The organism is Leptospira borgpetersenii serovar Javanica, assembly GCF_003046425.1.
GTDB lineage: Bacteria > Spirochaetota > Leptospiria > Leptospirales > Leptospiraceae > Leptospira > Leptospira borgpetersenii.
Window position 1 is genome coordinate 47,501 of record NZ_QAJG01000017.1, and the last position, 16,221, is coordinate 63,721.

Here is a 16,221-nt window from a genome sequence, read left to right on the forward strand (position 1 = left end):
AAGAATTCAAAAATTCCCTTCTATTAAGTTTCTGCATATAGATTTCTCTTCTTATGGTTTCCAATAAAAACGTTCTTATTAAGAATGATATAACAAGACACTTCGAATCCTGCGTCTAAACAGGGATTAGTCTCAAAACTCATGTTACCTATTATGTATAAATCGGTAAAGTCGAATCTCAGGAGGATTTTTGAACTTGATCATCCGTCTCGATTCTGGTAAAAAAATAAAATCCCCGCTTTGCAAACAAGGTAGGAAACGGAAAATTTTATCACTCAGCCATTGAATCCGTTCGATCTCGCCATCTCAGGGATCATAGGTTTTTGAGAAAGCCCCATTTTGTTTGAGTTCTTCCGAAATTTTTTCCCGGAAACCGAAGAAAAAGTCAATAACTTTAGTTTTTTTGCATATACCAGGCTTTAATTCCAAATAATCAAAACCAAGATCCGTTCTTAAATACAAACGCTCCCAGATTAAAGTAAAGCACAAATCTATTTCCATTTGGAGCTTTGAGCTATCACTCCCAATTAGCACGAAAAGTCTGTACAGAATCCAATTTGTAAATCCTTTCCTAAAGCGAAGAAGTAGTAAAAAGCAGTTCAATCTATAACTTTCAAAAAACATGCAAAAGCTCGGAAGCATTTTGTTATAACCTGTACGGGGAAAAACATTTGCTTATAAGAATAGCAAAGTATATTCTTGAAAGAATTGTTTGCATAATCAAACGGAAAAAATATTTTTTCCCTATAGAAAAAAGCGTTTCTGGGAGCAATAGGAACTAAAACAACAAAAGGATTCGAATGTGGAAGAGATTGAATATTATTCTTTAGCGGCGACGTTATACTTTATGATTGCCGTATTCGGAATTCTCAAAAGCAACAGACAAAAGAATATCGTTGTCCCGGTTTTGTTTTTCTTAATGGCCTGTACTTTTTGGTCTTTTACGGCCACGATTTTCATCTCGGAAAATACTCTTGCAAAGAAATTGGCTCAGTATTTTTACACTTACTTTTCAATTGCAGTTGTTTTCTTATTTATAAGTTTTGCCACAAGTGCGAAGAACGATAATTTCCGGTATATTTACACTAACTTTACAGTTCTTCGGAGATTATTTCTGCACAGTTTTGCTTCCACTGCGGCCATCGTTGTCCTTTGGGATTTACTTGGTGAATTCAAAATTCCTAATCTATCCGAAGTAGTATCTTTAGGGATCTTTCTATTTTTCATTTGTCTTCTATTTCATGTCTTAATTTTTTTACGTTCTGCCAAAAACAAAAAAGCCCTAATAAAAATTCTTCCTTGCATTAGTTTACTGCTCGTCATCAAACTCACGGAAATGTTTCGTCATTTTGAAGGCATAAAAATCATCGAGCCGATCAATAAAATTAATTATTATTTTCTGATTCTTTCTCCAATTATTTTAAGTGAATGTATTTCTATGCTCTCCAATATTCAAAGAACTCAAAACGAACTTTTATTGGTCAGCGACTCACCTGAAGAAAGAATCTCGAACCAAAACATTTCTCGACGAGATTCCGTTCAGGACAAAAAATCTCTTTTGGAAGACCTTAACATCGAAAAAGTCGAAAGTAAACTCACGGAATTGATGCAGAGTGAAAAAATTCATCTTGATGAAGACCTCCGGCTTCCGTCTTTAGCGTCGGAGATGGGGCTTTCCGTACATCATCTCTCCGCTTTTTTGAACGAGCACATGGGCATGAATTTCAATTCCTTTATAAACCACCACCGGGTGAAGGAGGCGGAAGTCATGTTACTTGACGAGCCCGACCGTTCCATTCTTTCGATCGGAATGGCTGTCGGTTTTAGTTCTTCTTCCGCGTTTCATAGGGCATTTTTGAAAGAAGTTAAAAAATCTCCAAAAGCTTTCCGAGAAGAAAATCTTCCCAACTACAAAAGTAAGGAAGACAAAATGGGTAACTTGAGTTCCTCTACCAGATATTCCCATTCGATCTAAAAAACTACACGTCTGTCCTAAACGCCGCCCCATAGAGAGGCGTTTGGCCTTAGTTCTGCCGATCCATAGATTGATTTTGTCTAGGAGACGCCACCATCAGAAAAATTTTCGCGCAGAGATCAAAATGACGCGGCGACCGAAACGAAACGCAATCACGAAATAACTCGGTTCTTTCGATCACAGGAAAAGGAAGGAAGATATATTATAAATTTATTATGCATATATCAGAGCGAATCGTGTTTGTAAGAACGATTTTTTCCTATGATCATATATAATCCTTTTGCTACGGTTTGAAGCATCCTCGTCATCACTCCTTTTAATTTGATTTTGAGGAATAATTCCAATACGAGTTCTCTGAGTGCAAGATCGAAAGGTAAGTTATAATTCTGCCATACAATCGTAAAATGAAAGGGATAACTCTGTTCCGGTTTATCTTGAGAATGTGGAGCGAAATGTATTAGAGTTCCTTCCAAGATCGTTTCATCCAAATTGATATGTTTGAATTCCACATAAATCTGAACCCTGTTTTTGAGAAAAGGAAGCGGAATCACTTGTAATCCCGCAAGTTCCGACCAAGTAATGTCGCTTAACGATAAAAATCCCCTGGTTTCTCCCTCTAATACTCCGATTTTAAGGGAACCTCTTTTACCGAGCCTACAAGTTCCGCTTTTGGTTCTAAATAGGACTTCAAGAGGAGATCCAAAATCCATATATCCGCCTTCGATCGCAATATCGTGTAATTGAATCGCATAAGTAGGGGTTAAGGTTTTATCCACAATCGAAATTGATCCGTTTTCCATTCTCATATTCTGAAATACGATCTTTCCACGTTTAGGCATCAGTCCCATTTTTTTATAAGAACTGATGATATTCGTATAATCCATATGAAAATTTTTGAATATAGAAGAGGAGATTTTCAATTTTCCTCTGAAAAGGGGAAAAAACTCGATTTTCAGATTTAAAGAGGAAACTCTCGCATAAACCTGATCCGTTTTCAATATTCCGGGGAACTCGATCCTACAGTTTCTGGAAACCACATACAAGATCGGAAGTATCACTCCGGAAGAAAACCATCGAAATTTGAAATGACGAAACGAAAAAAAATTAATGAGAAGTTGCAGAACCGGCCCGGAAACTAGAAACTGAAACACGGCGTAAATGATGAAAAAATATAATAACGTTTCCTCCACCCAATTCACGGAGCTGATTCCTTGAAACGGGATGTTTGAAATAATAAAAAGCGACCGTTTCTCAAAAGATAGGTTTACTTCTTTTTCTCAAGAATTCTACTTTCGATATTCTTCTTATCCATCGAAGATATTTCGAGTTCCTTCGCGAGATCATCCAAGAATTCCCTTTCTTTTTTCGTAAGAGCTCCGTCCATCGATACGATGACGCAGGCATCTTCGTAAAAACCGGCCGCCATGATCGGATTTCCTTCCGAAAAATTACGAACCGTTTTTACGGGAAGAGGATTTTCAAACACATCCGACAACTCGCTGATGATGGAAGTTTTTTCGCCTTGATGATCGAAGAAGATACAACCTTCCTCAAAAAGCGCTTTCACCATCTGCCCGACAAGACTTCCTTCTTTTTGATGAAAGATTCCGTCGGCCATACAGGAATAAGACCAAATGCTGACGAGAACCTTTGCATAGTTCATCTTCAAATGGAATATCTCTTGTTCCGGGTCCATTTCTTCTCTGAACTTTTCATAGAATTCATGTCCCGGCAGGACTTTACTTGCAAGGGATGAAAGGTTCTCCATTGGCATCTCGGTTTCCTCCAGGTTTTCAGAAAATTCTATCCGAACTATTGATTTTGCAATGAAAATCCGAAAAGAAAGACGTTGATTTTGACCTAAATTTTAAGAACCTGACTTTTGTGAACTCTTCTTCCATTCAAAGAAAAATATTAGTTACTTCCGCACTTCCTTATGCAAACGGACCGATCCATTTAGGCCACGTATTGGAAGGTATTCAAACGGATATTTGGGTTCGCTTTCAAAAAGCGATCGGAAACGAATGTTATTTTTTCTGTGCGGACGATACGCATGGAACTCCCGTAATGTTAGCGGCACGCAAAGAGAAAATAACTCCGGAACAACTCATCGAAAGAGTCGGGCAAGAACATTATACAGACCTAACTTCTTTCGGAATTAATTACGATAATTATGATTCCACACATTCAAAAGCGAATCAAGAAATTTCCAAAGATATTTACCTGAAATTGAAAGAGAAAGGCCATATTTCGAAAAGAAGTATCGAACAAGCTTACTGTGAAAAAGATCGGATGTTTCTCCCCGATCGTTTTATCAAAGGCACCTGTCCTAATTGTAACTCGAAAAATCAATACGGAGATAATTGCGAAGTTTGCGGGGCGACATACAATCCGAAAGATTTGATCGATTCCCACTGCACTTTATGTGGAACTCCTCCCGTCGTCAAGAACTCGGATCATATCTTTTTTAAACTCGGGAACTTTCATAAAAAGACGGAACAATCGAATGTGGATTTCGATTTACAATCATGGATAGAAACAAGCGAAGCCGTTTCCGAATCGGAAGGGGTTAAGAAGAAATTAAAAGAATGGTTCGACGCAGGTTTGCAAGACTGGGACATTTCTAGGGACGGGCCTTATTTCGGCTTTGAAATTCCAGGTGAGAAAAATAAATATTTTTACGTTTGGTTAGACGCTCCGGTCGGCTACATGGCTTCCTCCAAAAACTTCTTTGAAAAGAATTTTCCGAACGAACCGAATAAGTTCGATTCCTTTTGGAAGGATAGAAATTCGGAAATCGTCCACTTTATCGGCAAGGATATTTTGTACTTTCATACTTTATTTTGGCCTGCGATGTTGGAAGGAAGCGGCTATCGATCGCCTTCTAAAATCCATGTCCACGGTTTTATCGGTGTGAACGGAGAGAAGATGTCCAAATCTCGCGGCACTTTCATCAAAGCGAAGACGTTCGCGAAATTCTTGGATGCGGAACATCTTCGTTTTTATCTAGCCGCTAAATTAGGTCCCGGAATGGACGATATCGATCTTTCTTTTGACGACTTCGTAAATAAAGTCAACGCGGATCTAGTAGGGAACTTGATCAACTCTGTTTCTAGAGTCTCCACCACAATTTTGGATACATTGGATAGAACATTAGGAACCGTTTCCGAAGAAGGACTCGCACTCCTTGAAGAAATTCTTACTCAACCGGTTAAAACAGGTACCAGAGACGACTCGATTCAAAACATTATAAAAACTGCATACGAACAGAGGAATTACGCGAAAGTTATGAGGGAAATCACCCGTTTGGGAGATCGGGTAAATCGTTACGTAAACGACAACGCCCCTTGGAAACTTATCAAAGAAAATCCGGAAAAGGCGAGGGAAATCGTGACGGCCGTTTTGAATGCAAGCAGATTTCTCGCGATTTATCTCTATCCCGTTGTCCCGAAAATCTCGGAACAAATCTATAAGTTACTGAATTTGAAAGGATCTCCCGAATTCAAAGATCTGGATAAATCTAGAATATTAGAAAAAACGAAAATAAATCCGTACGAAATGATCACCAAACGTGTGGACGAAAAGGCAATCAAAGTTATGTTGGAAGAAAATAAACAATCCGAACATCCGAAAAAAGAAGAAATTCCCAAATCCTCCAACAAAGAAGAAGGAATCGAAATTTCGATCGAAGAACTCTCTAAAGTGGAACTAAGAGTCGGCGAAATCGTGGAAGCGAAACCGGTCGAAGGAGCGGACAAACTCGTAAATGTAAAAGTGGATTTAGGCGAACTCGGGATTAAAAACGTTTTTGCGGGTATCAAAATCGCATATCAACCGGAGAATCTCAAGGGTTTGAAAGTTGTCGTTGTCGCCAACCTGAAACCGAGAAAGATGAAGTTCGGGATTTCAGAGGCGATGTTACTCGCTTCCGGCGAAGGAGAATCCTTGAGTTTATTCGTTCCTCACAAGGACGCTAGACCGGGAGATCGATTGAAATAAACGGTCGTCCGTTCTGCAAGAATATAGCTTCCATCTTCCATCAGTTAGGGTAATCCGGGATTGAAAATAAAACGATCTATAAGAACTTGCATTTTCAATTAATTCTAATATATTGATAAAGTCCGGACTCATTTGTAAAATAATATGCCTTTACAATTGGATATCTCATACAGTTTTCAGAGGCTCTTGGAAAAGAGTAAGAACGTCGGCGGCCGACTCGTATCCAGACAATTGACTCATATCGTAGATTCCTTTATCCTTTCCAAGTTTGAAAGTTCCAAAGTGGGATTAAAATCCAAAGACAAACTCTGTATCGTCGCGTTAGGAGGGTACGGAAGGATGGAAGTGGCTCCGCATTCCGATATCGACCTATTGTATTTACACAACGGAATCAAAGAACAAAGACTAGAATCAGTTATATCCAAGATCAACACATATCTCTATGACTCTGGAAAAGTAGTCGGACATTCCTGTAGAACGATCAAGGAATGTTTTCGATACCTGGACGATATGTCTTCTTATCACGCTTTTTTAGACGCTCGTTTTCTTACTGGGTCAAAAACCTTATTCGAAAAGTTTAAAACCGATTTTCTGGAAAAACTTCCCGTAAAATGGACAAAACGTTACAATGAAATCAAAGAGGAGATTTTAACTTCCCGATTTCTTAACGAAGAACGTCCTATTTTGTTAAGCGAACCGAATCTGAAAACGGATCTTTGCGGACTCCGGGACATCCAATATATGTTTTGGATGGAAAAATCCGTCCGAAATCTTCCTTCTCTAGGGGGATTGTCCATACTTCCGGTTTTTCAAAGAGGAGAAATCCAACTTCTACAAGAAGCCTACGATTTCATCTTACGGGTAAGAATCGCGATGCACATACTCACTGCCCGAAAAACGGATCGTTTAGATCTTAGTCTTCAGCAAGAAGTTGCGGAATATCTGGGCTACGGAAAAAAAGAAGAACTTTCTTCCGTTGAAAAATTCATGCATACCTTGTATCATCACCAGAAAAACATCTATTTCATCATCCGTACTTATTTGGATTCCATTATCGAAAAAAGAAAGAACTCCAAAGGCGAAAGTTTTTCCTACGAAGATCTTCATTTTTTTAGGATCGGGGATACCGTTTTTCCTCCTGTGATCGGAACATTATTTACGAACCCGCATACGATCTACCGGGACATTATGCGTTCTTTTAGAATGATTCAGGAAAAAAACGTACAAATCTCCGGAACATTGTTAAACGAATTTCGATTTGCGGCGAATTTTTTGGATGACGACTTTAAATATGCTTCCGAAGTAAACGAAGAATTTATAAAAATTTTAAGAACCCCTTCCCAGAGAGGAAGAGTTTTGAAGTTGATGCACGAATCCGGAGTTTTAGAAGCAATTCTCCCCGAATTTGGAGCCTGTACCAATTTTCCTTTATTCAGTTACCATCACGAATTCACCGTAGACGAACATACATTATTAATTTTGCATGAACTCGACCTTCTGGATAAGGGAGAATTCGAAGACGCCGAAGTGCAAAAGGTTTATAAGGAATGTTCTAAGATCGAACTTTTGGCTCTTGCTATCCTGCTTCACGACGCCGGAAAAGTAAAAGAAGGAGACCACTCCGAATATGGAGCCGAACTTGTAGTTTCCGTAGGGGACAGACTCGGACTCGACGATGAAGACACGGCTCTCTGCCGCTTTCTCGTGGAAAAACACACTCTTATGTCGGAGTTGAGCTCGAAAAGGGACATAGGAGATCCGAAATTAATCATGGATTTTGCGAGAATCGTGGGAACCAGAGAAAGATTAAGAAAACTTTATATTCTCACCGTAATCGACACGAAGTCCGTAGGAACGGGGGTTCTCACAAATTGGAAGAGTTCGATATTAAACACTCTTTATCAAAATACGATTCCGTATTTCGCAAGCGACTCGAAGGGCGACTTGTGGGAAGCAGGTCCTACCCGAAACATTCAGTTGGAGAATTTTAGGAGTTATCTCGTAGCCAAAGAAGACCTAGACGAAGAGATCGTCAAATCCATCGTCGCGTTCGCGGACGAAGTAACGCCCTCTTCGTATCTCAATACGGTATCCAATCGTAAAATATTAAGAAATTTTAAATCGATCGGAACACTCGCGCAAAACCCGTCTCTTGGAACGACGTTCGAAACGGAGCAAGATCCGGCTTTCGTAACGATCGACGTGGTAACCGCAAATCAATCCGAAATTCTCTTGGATTTATCCTGCGCCGTTTCCTCCGAGGGTCTCAGTCTTTTAGGAATGAAAAGTTATACTTTCGGAGAATATTGGATCACCACGGTCCAACTGACGGATTCGACAGGGGGTGGAAATCTTCCGAACGAAAAACTGGATCGAGTAGAAGCAAAACTTAAGTCAATCTCTTACGGAAATTTAAAACGGGAAAGCATCGCCTTTGAAAGGACTGATTGGAATCCACGAAAACCCACTCCGGAAAGTATTATCAATCGATCAGTTCTATTTTATAACGACGATCTTCCGGATGTAACCATCATGGAAGTAAGAATGCCGGACGTAGTAGGTCTAGTTTACAGAATTCTCCAAATTATTCTTTATCTGGATTTAAAAGTTCGTTATCTGAGAGTATCGACCAGCGCCGATTACGCATACGATTCTTTTTATCTTCAAACCTCCAACGGAACCAAGTTGGAGGATTCGAATTTACTCTTTACATTGCGGGAAAAAATTCTTACGATCCAATTTAGAGAACAAATTTTAGAAGAAATTCATTTTTGAATGAAAATTTCCGCGTTCCATTGAATCCTTTTTTCGCTCGCTTGAAAACGAAGGTGGACTTATACTTTCCAAAGAATTTCCTTTTAAAAGCAAAGATAGAGTGATTCGCTTCTAAAAAAGTTCAGCGAATTAGGAGAGAATGATGCAGTATCCTTTAAATCAAACCGCGAATCCAGGCCTTGCGCCTTTTGATATTTCGAATTATCGCGGCAATCGAGGAAAGAATTTTTACGAAGAAGACCGAGTATTACAGGTGCTTGTGGAAAAATATTCCAAAGATTATGATGTCGCACACAAGAAAGCGATGATCGAACATCTCATAGGCTATGGCGCTTTAGTAGGAGGAGTTCTCGACGAACTCACGGAAGCTTCCCACAAAGAAGGAAAGTATGGAGAAGTCGTTAAATACGATCGAACGGGAAATCGAATCGACGCGGTGATGTATTCGAACGAACAAAAACTTTCCAGGAAAATTTCCTATGACTATGGAATCGTCAATCTCAATTATCATTCCTCCTGGAAACATCCTTTCACCGACTTACATCGTTACGCGCTCGCCTATCTTGCCAACCAAAACGGAGAAGGAGGAGTCACTTGCCCTCTTGCAATGACCGAAGGTATGATCAAAGTTTTGGAAGCGCTTGGAACTCCCGAACAAAAAGACAAATACCTATCTCTTGTCGCAGGAGAAGGAAGCGATTCTCACTTTATGGCGGGACAGTACGTGACCGAAAGAGTCGGCGGTTCCAACGTAAGCGCAAATCGAACGATCGCAAGGAAACAGGAAAACGGCAAATGGATTCTTACCGGAGAAAAATGGTTCTGCTCCAATCCGGGAGATCTTTGGGTAACCACGGCAAGAGTGGAAGATACAAACACGATCGGAATGTTTTTAGTCCCGAGAATCAAAGATGATGGAACTTTAAACGGACATCACATTCTCCGCAAAAAAGACATTATCGGTTCCAGAGGAAAGCTTACCGTCGAAATTATTTATGACGGAGTCGAAGCAGAAGCCCTAGGAAGACCTGCCCACGGAATTGCGAACCTTATGAAATATGTGATCGGAATTTCTAGATTACACGTATCGCTTGCTGCCTCCGGAATTTCCAGAAGAGCCTGGATGGAGGCCTATGAATACGCAAAGTTTAGAACCGCCTATGGAAGTAAAATATTAGAATTTTCTTCTTTACTAAAGCAGCTAAGCGATCAAAGACTCAAACACACCGCAATGTTGACTTCCATCTTTAGGCATTTTCATACTCCAGAACCGTTAAAACTTGCAGGAGAAATACTGGCTCCTCTTTTGAAGTATAAATGCTCCGCTACTTCCACTGAGATTACATACAATTCGATCCTTGTATTGGGCGGTAACGGAATTGTGGGGGATTTCTCCGCACTTCCCAGATTACATAACGATTCCATCATCAATGAGACGTGGGAAGGAACACATCTACTGTTAAGCGAACACGTTCTTCGCGGATTTAAAAGGGAAAAGGTGGCAAAAGCGTTCTTCAGATATGTGGAAGAGATAACGGATTCAAAAGCCGCGGAAACGATCCGGAAAAAATCGGCGCTTTTACAAGAATTACTGGACAATTCAAGTTCAGAAGAATTGGATCTGAATCGGATTTACATCGCGGATTTAGCTTTTGAAACGTTCTCTCTAGCGGCCCTATCGGACCTTTCCGGTAAAAACTCTCCAAATCTTCAAAAGGATATGTCCATATTTCGAGACGGTTATCTGGATTTGATCCATTCTTCTCACTCGTTTTCAAAAGTAGGAAGTTTTTCAGGAAACGCCGAACGCCTCAAATCGGTGATTCATTTCTAAAAAGAATTTTAGAATTTGCTCATAAACTCAGACTATCGTGATCCGTGCGACTCTAAAAAAATCCACGGATTCCGTTTCTCGACTTTTTTACGACTTGTTCCGATCATATTTCGCAAAAATGGCCTGATCCGTTGCATTGCGGCAAAAAACTCGATGGATCTCTCAAAACTCAATGTACTTTGCTACTATAAGTTAACGTGAATGCTGTAAAAAATTTGGGCAAATGGAGCCTTTGCAAGCAAGGCTCCATTCCAATTCTTTCGGAATTTCCAAACTAAAGTACTGCTCACTATGGATCGCAGCATAAGTATCGCTTTCGTAAGAATTTTCAATCCATAGGAAGTAGATACGTTGTCTTGTGTTCCGTGAGAGGTTCGTAGATTTCCATTGATGCCCTTCCTTTTAAATCACAACCTCTTTCTTCGCAGAGTCTAAAAAGTTTCGGATAAACCTTATAGATTCCGAGAAAGATGGAAAGAAAGTTTTTCAAAGGGAATTCCGCAAAGATATATTTTCGGGAAGGAATGGTTCTTGTTTTAAGATCCAAAGAAAGCCCTTCGGGAACTTTTGACAATGGCTCCGCAAAAAGTGCACCTACTTCGCATCGTAGTTTTTCCTTCGGAACGTCATTGGGATTATCCAAATAAATGGAGAACAATTTAAAATCACGGATTCCTTTTTCTGGTAACTCTTTTTGAAGCACTTCAAACGTAAGGCCGACGTTTCTATAATCGCCGACCCTTTCATGAGAGAGAACGTAAAAAGGTCCCTTCACTTCTTCCTGAATCCGAACTCGATCGAACGCGCCCATGTAAAACAAGAAAACAACAAGCAACAATCCCAAAACTAAAACACTCAACGCAAAAATTTTCATAAACTCCTCAAAGAATTAAAATTAGAAAGAAAGGGACTATCAAACTCATATTTATATAGAACATGTAAGAATATCTCTTAAAAACGGATCGTTTCTTTTTTAAAAGAAGCAGATCTTGGACAAGTAGAATTCCTCCAAGAAATAATAAAAAAAGAAGAAAAAATTCCACAGAATCGTTTCTTTATAGGGGAAATCATGAAAAAATTTCAACCATCCCGGCCCCCTTATGAACAAACTTGCAAAAACCATAATTAAAAATAAATTCCACGGAATCAGTATCATAAGCCCGAAAGCGGATCTATGATCGTATTCCCATAAAAGTCGAAACGACCTTCTCTCAGTGGACATTCTTTCCTGTAAACCCGAAGCAATAATATCAAATAAATAAAATATTCGAAAAGATCCATCCCGATAAGAATCCTCCAAATGAATCCGAAGGGCATCCTTCATTCTTTTAGAATGAGAAGCTGGATACACAATTTGGATAAGAATTTGAAAACATCGAAAAACCATTTTTAATTCCCTAGAAGCTTTAACTTTTTCGCTTTTTTTAAGGTTACTTCCAACTTTTTAAGTTCGGAAACTAGTATTTCTTTTCCATCGGAAGTGATCTCGTAGTAAAGCCTTCTTGTGTCATCATTTTCTAGTATTTTTCTCCTCGAATATCGAATCCAACCAAAACCGCGAATTGATTCCAAGGTTCTATACAAAGTTCCAGGTCCAAGGCGGAAGTTCCCTCCCGAGGAAGTCTCTATCGATTTTCCAATTCCATATCCATGTTGCGGTCCCTCCGCTAAGGAAAGGAGAATATGAAACATTGCAGGAGTAATTCCTTTTGCTTCAACGGATTCCTTTTTGAGAGTCATATATCCATTATGGATATATCTAATTTGGACTCAAGCATTTTTCGAAAGTATCTTTCACTATTCAAAACATAAGACAAAATGGCCCCCTTCTGAGCTTGAAAATCGTGGGTTAGAATGTGAAGTATTTACCATAAAACAAGAAAACACCTCGTCGTTTCTTTTTTGGCGGCCAGGGTATTGAACATTCTAAAATAAGTTCCGCCCCTTACACGACCGGTTTTTATCTCAATATCTGATCATCAGCATTATAATAACACAATCTGGTTGCAAAGACGCTTTTTAATAACAGAAGAATTTTTCTCGTAAAGATGTTCCGGGAGAAGAAAAACTCTCGCGGATTCCGTGAACCATCTTCCAATCGTGGATTTTGTCTGTTTAGAACTTGTCCCAAAACTTCGGATGTAGGAACTCCTACAAAAGTGTTCCAACAATAGGTCCATTTGAAAGCCGATAAACTGTCCAAGGAACATGATCTGCGGGAATTCTCACGCTCTATTACGAGCTTATGAAATGATTGTGCTGATTTCTTTTCAAGTTTTGGGACAAGTTCTTAATATCGATTAAACAAATCTTTCCTTGACCTTCAGTCAAAAACTTTTAGATCTAGCGGAATGGATCGAAGTTTTGACTAGAAAAGTTAGAATCGTTCTTTTGATCTTAGAAACAATGCATTTTTTCAATCTATTTTTGTTTGCAAAATTTAGAAAAAAATCTCCAATACCTTGGGAGAAACCTAAAACCCGGGAAGAGGCGATTTCTCTTTTTAGGGACGCAGTTTCAGGTTCGAAAAATTCCTTTTCTTCCGATTTAAAACGGGATCTTCCTTTTTTATTTTGGCTTTTCGACCAACCCGTCTATAAAAGAAAAAACCGAACTTTTCGTCGGCAAGGAATTGAATCTCATATTCCAACTTTTGAAACTTTCTTCGTTGCCAATTTTTCGTTCGTTCGTAAGCCTACGTTATCCGTGATCGATTTATTCAAAAAATAATCATAAGGAAACATAATATGCTCCTTAAGGAAATAGACACTCTTCCTCCAAAAAATACGATCAAAGAAAAGATTCTTCAAAAAACAGAGAAGTATATTCGACACCTCCCCTATTTTCAGGAAATATTATATGCTCAGAAAAAATATTCGATCCTCATTCTTCTACAAGGAGTGGATACATCAGGCAAAGATGGAACGATAAAACACGTCTTCAAGGGAATCAATCCCCAAGGGTGTTATGTTAAATCCTGGGCAAAGCCGAATTCCGAAGAAGCACAATTCGATTTTCTTTGGAGAATTCATAAATTCGTTCCTTCAAAAGGTATGATCTACATTCATAACCGTTCTCATTATGAAGACGTATTGATGCCGAAGATACAAGGAACTCTTACCGATAAAAGAATCAAAGAAAGAATGAAATCAATCCGGGATTTCGAGGAACATCTTTCCAGAGAAAACAAAACCGTCATTTTAAAATTCTTCCTACATATTTCCAAAAAAGAACAGCAAGAAAGGATTCAGGAAAGACTTTATGATCCAAATAAAAATTGGAAATATGATCCGTCTGATCAAACCACTCAGGATCGTTGGGAGGATTATCAATCTGCTTATGAAATGATCTTGAATGATAAAAATCAAACTAAGGAATGGAGCCTAATCCCCTCGGATAAAAAGTGGTTCCGGAATCATCAAGTCGCAAAAATTCTTTGTAAAGAACTCAAAAAAATCGTTTCTTCCTAAAAGTAGCCAAGGCCGGATAAATATATAAATTATTTTTAATATTATAAAATAGAGTTGTTGAAGAATTAATTCTTTATCCGTTTCTGCTGCATTAAAATGGACGTTTGAAGCGGTTTTGTTAATCTGAATCATGGAATTTTTCAACAACTCTAATATAATAACACAAGCTCCCTCTTCTAATTTCCCAGGATAAATCCAAAATCAGTTTTATAGTTTCTAAGGCTTGGAGGAAACGGCCGCTTTAATACTTTTTCCAAAGTGAATCATCAACTTAGGGTCTATTCTACTAAATCCCGGCTATCGTGAATTTTGGCACAAAGCCGCCTTTTACTCCTCGGGCGCATGAAAATGGTACCGAAAATTAACGGGCAACTTTGTAAAGATAAGAAGTCCTCACAAAATTACGCCAAATCCAGAATCGTTGGCTTTTTCGAAGGAGATCAATATTCTAACGTTTGAAATAAACTCATTATAGTATTTTTTCATGTGCCCGAGTAGCAAATGATTGTAGCTGATTTATCCTAATGTGAGTTAGGTGTAATCAATGCGAAAGCGATGATTATACTGCAATCCATAGAGAAAGCAGCACTTTAACTTGAAAAATTCAGATGAAACACTTTTTACGAAAGTGTTTCAAGTCGCGAGCCGTTTTTACTATAAAATTTGGGAGCGATTCGCCCAAACTTTCCTATATCGAACTCACGTTAGTTACATTTCTATAATCTTCGCGATGACACCCAATTTTTAAGTATGAAAATAGGTTTAGGTTTCCGGTTCTAAGCGGAGTCTTTGAGTGACTCGGTTGTGAGCAAGTCTAGGCGAAGAATATTGCTGTAAGACCTGCGGAAAACTCCCCGAGTATCCGCGATAGAGCGCCCAAGTTCCAAGCACAGAAAATAATTGAAAAGATAATAACTTAAAACGCCGTGCCTAAACATATATGGGAATCAAAAGCATCAACTACTCTCGTTTTTTATAAAGACTGCAAGTTTCTATAAGCAGACATCTCCGGATTTCTTTAAACCGAACCTTACCATTTTATAGTAAACTCCAAGTTGATTGTTGTTTTTTTATTTTATATAGACACCCGATATTTAACCTGGTATAAGGAGTTCAAAATGAAATTCAGTATAATTAAAAATTTGAATTTAGAACTTGTGCTACTTGTTTTATCCTCTTGCAAAGACGACAGGATAAAAATAAGCGATTTAGGCGTAATCGACAAAGATAAAAAAAATCAAACCGCCTTCGTTCTTCAACCCGAAAAATTACTCGTGATGGTTCGAACAGATTCGGATTTGGACGGTAAAACGGATCTTTGGACCTGGGTCCGAGGAGATGATAAGGATCCAAAAGCGAGTCTTGTCTTTTTTGAGGAACTCATCCGAAAGGGAAACCACAGTCGAACTTGGTACGGTCCGGGCAACAGAAAATTGATCGAACAAAACGATTTGGATGAGGACGGTCGTTGGGAGTCGATGGTTTATTACAACGCATCCGCCATTCCCAAGGAAACGATGCGGATCGTGGCACATGTGGAAGTGGATCTTTATGGAAAAGGTAAACCAAGTTTATGGATTTTTCCGGAAGCTCGGATGGAGTTAGACTCAAACGAGGATGGAAAACCGGATCAAATATTGACCAATCAAGATCGTATGTTGGAAAATTTCGCAAAACTCCAAAAGGGAGAGGAAGTCTCGAAAAAGGATTTTAGTCCGATGTCGGTGAGTAATTCTTGGGTTTTAAATCCGAAACAAATCGCAAATCCTCGCTATCAAGCGTTGATCAGCCAAAGCCTTTTTCCAGTAAATTAAAGTTGAAATAACGTGGGTCCATGTAAGAAAGCATTTGAATCAATCCGACAAAAAACAAGACCACGTTTTTCAACCCTCATCAATAAATAGAAATCAAGTATATTCCAATTTTCTAAAATATATTTTGAAGGGAGAAAATCTCCGGGTTATTTTTTATCTTCAAACCCGGGTCCAAAATACGATCCATAGGGAGTGTTCTGTCGAGTTTTGAACACGACCTTCAGAGCGACCCGTAGGAAGCCATAACGTTACCCACAAGTTAAGAAGGCTTTTGGGATCATAAGGATCAAAAACTGATATTTTTCAAGTGTTCCGACAAGAATGAGGCTTTTTACTTGCAAGAAGTATGATTTT

12 protein-coding genes and 3 pseudogenes (1 of these 15 running past the window's edge) are annotated in these 16,221 nt (G+C 38.9%); 8 read left to right on the forward strand and 7 right to left on the reverse strand.

Annotated elements, in window-relative coordinates; translation table 11 throughout:
• A protein-coding gene (locus CLV95_RS13490; RefSeq protein ID WP_002734182.1) for a DUF1569 domain-containing protein crosses the window boundary here: on the reverse strand, positions 1-37 show its start. 542 nt of this gene lie to the left of the window's left edge; 37 of the gene's 579 nt are visible here — the first part of the coding sequence; its start codon is at positions 35-37; its stop codon lies beyond the left edge, outside the window.
• Positions 38-306: 269 nt separating this feature from the next.
• Positions 307-501: a hypothetical protein gene (locus CLV95_RS18625; protein WP_133175062.1), complete on the reverse strand. Its 195-nt coding sequence runs from the start codon at positions 499-501 to the stop codon at positions 307-309.
• A 301-nt stretch (positions 502-802) separates the two neighbouring features.
• Between CLV95_RS18625 and CLV95_RS13495 the strand changes: the two genes are divergently transcribed.
• Complete coding sequence (locus tag CLV95_RS13495; RefSeq protein WP_002737204.1) at positions 803-1,975, forward strand: AraC family transcriptional regulator; 1,173 nt, start codon at positions 803-805, stop codon at positions 1,973-1,975.
• Between the two features lie 224 nt (positions 1,976-2,199).
• Here CLV95_RS13495 and CLV95_RS13500 read toward each other — a convergent pair whose 3' ends face one another.
• Together CLV95_RS13500 and CLV95_RS13505 are read right to left on the reverse strand one after the other, a co-directional pair.
• Entirely contained in the window at positions 2,200-3,174 is a 975-nt protein-coding gene (locus CLV95_RS13500; RefSeq protein WP_002734109.1) for a hypothetical protein, read from the reverse strand.
• 65 nt (positions 3,175-3,239) lie between these two features.
• A complete protein-coding gene (locus CLV95_RS13505; RefSeq protein ID WP_002730064.1) occupies positions 3,240-3,743 on the reverse strand; it encodes a tellurite resistance TerB family protein in 504 nt (167 codons plus the stop codon).
• Positions 3,744-3,859: 116 nt separating this feature from the next.
• Here CLV95_RS13505 and metG point away from each other — a divergent pair, with 116 nt between their 5' ends.
• The 3 genes from metG to CLV95_RS13520 all read left to right on the forward strand — a co-directional run bounded on the left by metG (position 3,860) and on the right by CLV95_RS13520 (position 10,583).
• Positions 3,860-5,974 (forward strand): methionine--tRNA ligase, encoded by a 2,115-nt coding sequence (gene metG / locus CLV95_RS13510; RefSeq protein ID WP_002734020.1) that lies wholly within the window; start codon positions 3,860-3,862, stop codon positions 5,972-5,974.
• A 144-nt stretch (positions 5,975-6,118) separates the two neighbouring features.
• Positions 6,119-8,749 carry a [protein-PII] uridylyltransferase family protein gene (locus CLV95_RS13515; protein ID WP_002734071.1) on the forward strand — a complete coding sequence of 877 codons (2,631 nt, stop codon included), beginning with the start codon at positions 6,119-6,121 and terminating at the stop codon, positions 8,747-8,749.
• A gap of 142 nt (positions 8,750-8,891) precedes the next feature.
• Complete coding sequence (locus tag CLV95_RS13520; protein ID WP_002733931.1) at positions 8,892-10,583, forward strand: acyl-CoA dehydrogenase family protein; 1,692 nt, start codon at positions 8,892-8,894, stop codon at positions 10,581-10,583.
• A 328-nt stretch (positions 10,584-10,911) separates the two neighbouring features.
• Here CLV95_RS13520 and CLV95_RS13525 read toward each other — a convergent pair whose 3' ends face one another.
• The 3 genes and pseudogenes from CLV95_RS13525 to CLV95_RS13535 all read right to left on the reverse strand — a co-directional run bounded on the left by CLV95_RS13525 (position 10,912) and on the right by CLV95_RS13535 (position 12,323).
• Positions 10,912-11,457: a GyrI-like domain-containing protein gene (locus tag CLV95_RS13525; protein ID WP_002734196.1), complete on the reverse strand. Its 546-nt coding sequence runs from the start codon at positions 11,455-11,457 to the stop codon at positions 10,912-10,914.
• 7 nt (positions 11,458-11,464) lie between these two features.
• Positions 11,465-11,970, reverse strand: a pseudogene (locus CLV95_RS13530) (hypothetical protein).
• A 2-nt stretch (positions 11,971-11,972) separates the two neighbouring features.
• Positions 11,973-12,323, reverse strand: a complete 351-nt coding sequence (locus CLV95_RS13535) for a PadR family transcriptional regulator (RefSeq protein ID WP_002734239.1) — start codon at positions 12,321-12,323, stop codon at positions 11,973-11,975.
• A 567-nt stretch (positions 12,324-12,890) separates the two neighbouring features.
• Here CLV95_RS13535 and CLV95_RS18630 point away from each other — a divergent pair.
• The 4 genes and pseudogenes from CLV95_RS18630 to lsa25.6 form a co-directional block, all read left to right on the forward strand.
• Positions 12,891-13,060 (forward strand): annotated as a pseudogene (locus CLV95_RS18630) (ankyrin repeat domain-containing protein); the annotation flags it as partial.
• A pseudogene (locus CLV95_RS20120) lies at positions 13,035-13,313 on the forward strand (hypothetical protein); the annotation flags it as partial. The pseudogenes CLV95_RS18630 and CLV95_RS20120, both read left to right, overlap by 26 nt.
• A 17-nt stretch (positions 13,314-13,330) precedes the next feature.
• On the forward strand, positions 13,331-14,053 hold the full coding sequence (locus CLV95_RS13555) for a PPK2 family polyphosphate kinase (RefSeq protein WP_002733934.1): 723 nt from the start codon (positions 13,331-13,333) through the stop codon (positions 14,051-14,053).
• A 1,118-nt stretch (positions 14,054-15,171) separates the two neighbouring features.
• Positions 15,172-15,867: an adhesin Lsa25.6 gene (gene lsa25.6 / locus CLV95_RS13560; protein ID WP_002734279.1), complete on the forward strand. Its 696-nt coding sequence runs from the start codon at positions 15,172-15,174 to the stop codon at positions 15,865-15,867.
• Positions 15,868-16,221 lie beyond the last annotated feature (354 nt).